Raw genomic sequence first — 6,893 nt, forward strand, 5'->3', positions numbered from 1 at the left:
CTACGCAATGTGTTCACCCCTGGCGATGTAGCGGGCCGCCGGACCGTGACCGCGGCTCTCCACGACCTCCTCTGAGGCGAGCTGCCGCATGTACCTCCACGCGGTAGTCGGGCTGACCCCGAGCGCCTCGGCGATCTCCTTCCGAGACACGCCATCAGCAGTGGACGCCAGGGTGATCAACTTCGTCCGGGTCTCCGCGTCCAGCGGCGACGCAGCCGCCAGCTCGTCACGGTCGGCCTGCTCCTGCTGGGCCTGGCGCATCTGCAGCAGCCGCTCCTGCCCCTCAGGAGTGAGCGGCGGCACGACGAACAGGTGCCGTTCCCGGATCTCGTCGATGGTCTGCGACCGCTCATCCGACGACGTCACCTCGACGCCGCCGCCGGTCGTGGGCGGCTGGTCTGCGGGGTCGCTCTCGCGCTCCAGCGTCGACGTCGCTGCGGTGGAGGGCATCTGCCCGGACTTCAGGGAGATGTACGCCTCGCCGAGGTGGGCGATCTCGTCGCCCTCCAGGCTGTTGGGCGGCCTGTCCACGATGACCCGGTCGATCTGCCCGAGCCCGGTCTCGGTGTCCTTGCCGGCCGCCAGGGCGAACGAGCGGCCCGTGTGCGCGACCGTTTCCGACTTGAGCATGGTGGCCAGTACGCCGGGGTTGCCGCCGCCGTACTCGCCCATGTCGGGCACCGGGATGCCCATGCGCATCAGGTCGTTGCTGGAGACGCCCTTGAGTACCACGTAGTTGGTCATCTGGGTGACCACGTCGGTGGAGCCGCCGTGCGACTGGGTGTTGCGCTGTCCGGCGACGATCAGCGCGACCGCCTCGCTGCGGCCCTTGCTGGCGCACTTGCCCAGGTCCTCGACCACGCCCATGTCGATTGACCCGTCGGGGGTCTTGGTGAACTCGTCGATCTCGTCGATGGCCAGCACCAGCAGCTTGCGCCGGGCCGAGGGGATGAGGTTGGCGGTGTCGCGCGGCTGCGCGCCGCGGTAGACGATGAGCTTGCGTGCCATCTTCAGCATCAGGCGCGCCTTCTTGCGGTCATCGGGGCCGCAGGCCGACAGGTCGAGGGCGGGCCGCCAGCGGCGCATCTCCTGCGCCTTGGACAGGTTGATCCCCCACACCACGCAGTTGAACGCGGCGGTCAGCCGCTCCAGGATGCAGTTGAGGGTGACGGACTTGCCGCCGCCGTTGATCGCCAGGATGTAGGTGTGCTTGGCTCCGTCCTCGGCCCAGACGGTGACCGTCAACGGCTCGCCGGTCTCCGGGTCCATCCCGATGACCAGCGGCTCGGTGGCGTCGGCCACCTCGGGCAGGGTGATCTCCGCGTCGGGGTCGAGTGCCGGGTGCGGGATCGGGGTAGCCCACGGGTCGATCAGCTGCACCGAGATGGACAGCTGGCCGGCGGGCAGTCCGGCGATGCTCACCCGGATGCGGGCGGTGGCCACGTCGAAGTCCTCGGCGATGCGCTCCTCCAGCGCGCGGCCGGTGAACTGGGAAGCCCGCTTGCCGGTGCTTTTGGTGTTGAGCAGGACGCGCTCGCCGAGCCGGGTCGGCTCCGCCGTGATGACCGCGGCGCCGTCCATGCCCCAGCCGGCGAAGTACTTCTCCCACGCGATGCGCGGCGTAGCGCCGGGCACCGTCTCGGGTTGCTGCTCGGCCGCGGTGTCGTCGACGCCGCGGCCTCGGCGCTTCTTGGCGCGGTGGTGGGCCCAGCGGTAGATGCTGTAGCCGAAGGCGAACGCGCCGACGTAGATCCAGTTGAGCACGCGGTTGGCGCCGGTCTCGGCAACAGTGGCCAGCCATGAGCCGCAGGTGAGGGCGGCCAGGGTGAGGCCGATCGCGGACGGCATCGACAGCCGGTTGACCCCTGCTGCGTAGGTGATGATCGCGGCCGGGACCGTGGGCCCTGCGATGGCCCACCAGGGCATGTCGTAGCCGTGCGCCAGCAGCCCACCCCCATACACCGCGGCCCCGCCCAGCAGCGGCAGCCGCTCGGCAGGGGCGTTGCGAAAGTAACGGTAGGTGGCGAGGCAAGCGAACTTGAGCGCCTCGGTGATTCGGTCCCGCTCCTCCTCAGGGACAGGAGCGTCATCAACGTCGGCGGTCACCGCGTGCAGTTCGTGCGGTTCTTCGGGGCAACGGTGTGCGGCGTGACGGCCGGCCATGACGGACTCTCCTTTCTGGGGGTGGAAAGGGCGGCACGGCCTCCGGGAAGAGGCCGTGCCTCTGCGATCAGACCTGGACGTCGCCGGTGAAGAAGCGGCCGTTGTAGGGCATCACGGTGCCGTCGGCGACGGCCCGCATGACCTCCTGGTAGATGACGACGAACTTCTTGTGCGCCAGCGCCATCTCCCGGGTCAGGCCCACGACGTGCTCGGCGAACTCGCCGAGGCCCTGCACCGAGCGCTGGTCGAGGCCGAGGCTGCGGGTGCAGGTCTCGAACAGCGCCTCGTAGGCGTCGGAGTAGGCGCACATGCCGGCGATCTCCGCGGACATGAAGTTGACCAGGTCGGCGTCGTTCTCCGGCTCGAACGCCGCGACGCGGGAGCCGATGTCGCCCCAGTCCTTGGGCGGCTGGATTCTCGCGGGCTCCGCCGCGGCGGCGGTGGGCTGGTTGTCGATGGTTGCGGTCACGCTGTCCTCCTGGGGGACGGTTGATGTGGTGGTGTCCGCTGCTGGTTGCGGCGCGTCAGTGGATGCTCGGTCGGTTGCCGACCTGCGGAAGAAAGAGATCTTTGCGCCGCATCTGCAGACGATCTCCCGGGCGCTCTGGCCCACCGGGATGGTGAGCGCGTACGTCTTGCCGCAGGTTGTGCACGTCTCGGTGTGCATGACAGGCGCGGAGGCGTCCTCGTCAGGAGACTCGTCGCCTGCCTCAGGGATGGGCTGATCCGGCCGGTCGGCCTGATCGGCCTGACCGTCGCGGCGGCCACGACCCCACCGCCAGAAGCGGCGCCACCGGCTCGTGCGCTGCTCCGGCTGCTCATCCTCAGGGGTGTCGCTCTCGGGGGCGTCAGTGTCAGACGTCCGCGCCTTGGGCTTGTCGTGCTCGGCCCGATCGTCGGCGCGCTTCTTCCTGCTCCATCGCCACCGCCAGCCACGACCGGAGTTGCCACGGGCCGTGCGTTCGGCGCGGCGGCGGTGCAGGACGCCCATGAACTTCGCCGCCGCGTGCACGGCGCCGTCCCAGGCTGCCTGGCTGAGCTCAGCCGCACGGTCGGCGCGGCCTTCGCGGGTCGCAGAGCGCTCGGCCTTCCGCTGCTGGGCATGGCCCTTGTGGGTGTCCCACGCGGCGCGGACCCCACGCCCGGCGGCCTCCACACCACGGCCGATCAGCTCGCCTGCTGCGGGCAGCGTGCGCTTGGCCTCGACGTTGCCGCCAGCGGCATTGAGGGCGCGCACTGCCAGCGACGGCTTGGCCTTGTCCGCCTCGGTGCGGTTGGCGTGCCGGGCGATGGCGTAGATCGCCCAGATGGCGATCAGGCCGATGATGATGTGCTCAATCCGCATCGTGACCTCCCTCATCCGGGCCGGTCTCGATGACGGGAGTGGTGGTCAGCTCGTCGAGCGTCACCCACAACATCGCGCCGACGACCACCAGCCCGGCCAGCACCGCCAGCAGCGCCACCGGCAGAGAGATCAGCAGGTGAGCAACGAGAACGATGACTGTCCAGAACAGCAACTCGCTTACGGCGGGGCGGTGCGACCACATGCCGGCGGCTACCTGCCGCGCGCTGGGGCGGGCCATCAGATCGCCCCTGTCATCTGCGACCATGCCCACGCCGACAGCGCCTTGGGCCAGGCCAGCGAGCCGCCGGCGGTGGCCCACAGCAGCGGGAAGAGCACGATCATGCCGTAGGTGGAGGGCTTGAGCCCGTTGCCGTCGAACACGTCGATCCCGACCGCGAAGCCGAGCAACACGGCGACGATGGTCACGATCGCGGGAGCGCTGACCTGACCGATGCTGAAGTCCAAGGAGTCGAGCCAGTCTCCGATGAACGTGGAGGCGAGGCCAACGCCGCCGAGGAACATCAACCCGGAAATGATCCGATACAGCACCGCGGCGGGGATGCCGATCCTTCGACCCCTACCCGCTCCGGCACCAGCGGTTCGTGCGGTGGTGGTCTTGCCGTCGGCTGACGTCGAAGGTGCGGACACCGCCCCTCGGGTGAGCTTGGCGCGCTTGCGATAGAACAGGATGCCCAACGCGAGGCAGAGCAGCCCGAACGCGATCGCGGGCGTATCGCCCATCAGTGACCTCCATAGGCGTCAGGGAGCAGAGCGTCGCCGTAGAACTCGGCGTGACCGAGTCCGTCGTTGACGTAGATCAGGCCGTACAGGTGGTCCGGGTCGGCCGCGTTGTGCAGGTCGAGGCGGAAGTTCTCCATCACGCACCCGCCGAGATGATCAGGGACGTGATGAACAGCCAGCCCACATGCCATGACTGGTCGAGCGCGTACGCCCCAGAACCGAGATGGCCGGCGCCGAGCCGGTAGAAGTCACCCTTGCCGATCAGCTCGGCGAACCGGGCCAGCGTGTAGCGGCGGTCAGCCCAGTAGTGGCTGAAGGCGTCCACGGTCAGGCCGGCCGCGAGCCACCACGGGTCGAGGGTCAGGCCGGTCACGGTCATGAGCAGCCGCAATGCCACCGCCTTGGTCGCTATGAGCCAGACAACGTGCGTGAAGCAGGCGACCTGACCGGCCTTGGTTCGGTCGCCCTTCATGCACGCCTGGTTGTGGGTCTGCACCCAGTGGTCGCCCACCTGGTGCGCGGCCAGCAGCGCACAGAACACGGCCGAGAAGGTCAGCAGCTTGAACACCGCATCGAGGGTCACGGCATCTCCCCGTACACGATGTCGTCGACAACCTGCTCAGCGGCGGACTTGCGGTGGGCCCGGCGCCGGCGGAACTGCCACCAGCGCGGCTCAGGGGTGAGCGCGTTGGCGATCAGGCTCAGGTCGTGGTCGACGATCCCGGACAGTTCGTCCACCGTGGTCGTCAGCTCGTCCAGGGCATGCCGGACAATGGCGACCTGGCGGGTCTCGACACGCAACGCCGTCAGGTTGGCGTTGACGGCCAGCATGGCGAACACCTTCGCCATCTCCATGTCACGCATCGCGCTCTCGCGCATGTAGGAGGCCGTACCCGGCGTGGAGAGGTCGGCCTTGAGCAGCTTCTCGTCCGCCCGGTCCACCAGTTCCTTCGCCGTGGCGGCATGGTTGGCGGAGATGACTCCCGCGCCGTCACTGTCCGCCGGGTAGGCGAACGGGTCGATCATCGTCATCGCGGCAGGTCCTTCCGGGAAACGGACTGTTCGGGCTGGACGCAGCACCACTCGACGCCGCACTCGCAGGCCCGCAGCACGGCGGCCCCGGCCAGGCGCAGGTTGTCCAGGTAGTGCCAGGCCTCGGTCGTCGAGGACTCCAGTCGCTCGGCGGCGGCCTCGGTGCTGACGCCGGCGACCAGCAGCGGCGCGAGCACAGCCACCACCTCGGCCGGGACGGGCGGGACGGCGAGCCTCATGCGATCGCCTCGGCCAGCCAGCGCTCCAGGTCCCGATTGACGCGGGCGCACTCGCTACCGGAAGGCACCAGCGCACACGTCGCAGCGACGAACCTCTCCAGCACGACCCGCTCGGTGAACAACTGCCTGCCAGCGCAGGTCAGCGTGATGTAGTCGCGGTCCACGATGTGCGGCTCGACCCGAACCTCGCCGGCGCCGGTCGGCTGCTCCAGGCCGTCGATAAGCAGCTCACGGGCGAACACGATCTCGGTGACGTCGTCGCTGTCGTGGCTGGGCATCAGCAGCGTGACCGCGAACGGGTCATCAGCCCGGTAGCCCAGCATCGCGGCGTACGGCTTGTCGTCGGGGTCGGCGGCGTCCCACAAAAGGACCAGCTCGCGAATCTTTCGGGTCATGATCGCCTCTCACCGGAGAGCGGATAAGGGAGGAAGAGGTGGTGCCCTGGAGCGGTAGGAGCCTCCGGGCACACAGGGAAAGTCAGCGGTGGTAGCCCATCGAGGGCGATGGGACACGCTCGCGGCCCTGACGCGGCTCGCTGGATGATGCCGGACGACCAGCCGGGCCGGATGCTCCTTCCAGCAGCAGCCGAACGCGGCCGGCGGCCTGGCGAACCAGCCGGGCCTGAGCCCTGTCGAACGCTTGATCGTGCACGGTGGACGCCATGCTGGATCTCTCCTGCGTCATGGAGCCGGGGCGGCGGGCTCAGCTTGAAGCGGGCTCGGGTGCGTCCTGTTCGGACGTGGGCCGGATGTAGCAGCTGACGCGCACCTCGACGCCCTGCACGCTGCCCTCCGCACGCACCACCGTGGCGCCGCTCTTGGCGATGACTGTCTCGGTCAGCTCCAGGCTGAGCACGCGAGCGTAGGTCTGCACCTGCTCACGGGTATCTGCGTCACCGCTGAGCTGGCCGTGCGCCCAGTGCGACAGCGTCCACGACAGGCGCTCCAACTCGGAGCGCTGCAGCAGACCGGCCAGCACCTGCGCGGCGTTGACGTCCGCGATCCGGTTCAGATCGTCATCGGTGACATCGCGCCACTCGCCCACATCACCGTCGAAGAACATGCCCTGCAGGGTCGAGTTCGGGTAGGCCAGCCGCATCCGCTCCAGCCGCTGCCGCGCCTGCCTCAGCGCCTGGCCGGCACCCAGGTAACCGACCATCGCGTGATCGTCGCGCACCGCCAGCCGAAACCCGCACCCGGCCTGCGAGGCACCGATCGAGAAATCTGCCATGACAAGACCTACCTACTGCCGCATCATCTTGGGTTTGCCCCGTTTCGTAGGGACACGCCGATCAAGGTCCCACCTCGGTCGGTGTGATCGCCTCAGACTCTGTTTGTGGCTGAGCGGGTTCGCGTACGCGAGATCGATGACGA

Annotated in this window: 10 protein-coding genes; all 10 read right to left on the bottom strand. The window is 68.9% G+C overall.

Annotated features, from left to right (window positions below; genetic code table 11):
- The gene (locus KME77_RS24440) at positions 1-2,163 is read right to left on the bottom strand and encodes a winged helix-turn-helix domain-containing protein (RefSeq protein ID WP_219471274.1); all 2,163 of its coding nucleotides are present in this window, start codon (positions 2,161-2,163) and stop codon (positions 1-3) included.
- Between the two features lie 67 nt (positions 2,164-2,230).
- Positions 2,231-3,508, bottom strand: a complete 1,278-nt coding sequence (locus KME77_RS24445) for a hypothetical protein (protein ID WP_219471275.1) — start codon at positions 3,506-3,508, stop codon at positions 2,231-2,233.
- Positions 3,498-3,779 (bottom strand): hypothetical protein, encoded by a 282-nt coding sequence (locus KME77_RS24450; protein WP_219471276.1) that lies wholly within the window; start codon positions 3,777-3,779, stop codon positions 3,498-3,500. Before KME77_RS24450 ends, KME77_RS24445 begins: the two co-directional genes overlap by 11 nt.
- Positions 3,746-4,249 carry a hypothetical protein gene (locus tag KME77_RS24455; protein ID WP_219471277.1) on the bottom strand — a complete coding sequence of 168 codons (504 nt, stop codon included), beginning with the start codon at positions 4,247-4,249 and terminating at the stop codon, positions 3,746-3,748. The genes KME77_RS24450 and KME77_RS24455 overlap by 34 nt, the downstream gene beginning before the upstream one ends.
- Entirely contained in the window at positions 4,249-4,386 is a 138-nt protein-coding gene (locus KME77_RS24460; RefSeq protein ID WP_219471278.1) for a hypothetical protein, read from the bottom strand. Before KME77_RS24460 ends, KME77_RS24455 begins: the two co-directional genes overlap by 1 nt.
- On the bottom strand, positions 4,386-4,832 hold the full coding sequence (locus KME77_RS24465) for a DUF3307 domain-containing protein (protein ID WP_308250879.1): 447 nt from the start codon (positions 4,830-4,832) through the stop codon (positions 4,386-4,388). Before KME77_RS24465 ends, KME77_RS24460 begins: the two co-directional genes overlap by 1 nt.
- Positions 4,829-5,281: a hypothetical protein gene (locus tag KME77_RS24470; RefSeq protein WP_219471279.1), complete on the bottom strand. Its 453-nt coding sequence runs from the start codon at positions 5,279-5,281 to the stop codon at positions 4,829-4,831. Before KME77_RS24470 ends, KME77_RS24465 begins: the two co-directional genes overlap by 4 nt.
- Positions 5,278-5,520, bottom strand: a complete 243-nt coding sequence (locus KME77_RS24475; RefSeq protein ID WP_219471280.1) for a hypothetical protein — start codon at positions 5,518-5,520, stop codon at positions 5,278-5,280. The genes KME77_RS24470 and KME77_RS24475 overlap by 4 nt, the downstream gene beginning before the upstream one ends.
- Positions 5,517-5,915: an SsgA family sporulation/cell division regulator gene (locus KME77_RS24480; protein ID WP_219471281.1), complete on the bottom strand. Its 399-nt coding sequence runs from the start codon at positions 5,913-5,915 to the stop codon at positions 5,517-5,519. The genes KME77_RS24475 and KME77_RS24480 overlap by 4 nt, the downstream gene beginning before the upstream one ends.
- 307 nt (positions 5,916-6,222) lie before the next feature.
- Entirely contained in the window at positions 6,223-6,750 is a 528-nt protein-coding gene (locus tag KME77_RS24485) for a hypothetical protein (RefSeq protein ID WP_219471282.1), read from the bottom strand.
- Positions 6,751-6,893: the final 143 nt, after the last annotated feature.

It is taken from the genome of Nonomuraea rhizosphaerae, from assembly GCF_019396405.1.
In the GTDB taxonomy this organism is placed as follows: Bacteria; Actinomycetota; Actinomycetes; order Streptosporangiales; family Streptosporangiaceae; genus Nonomuraea; species Nonomuraea rhizosphaerae.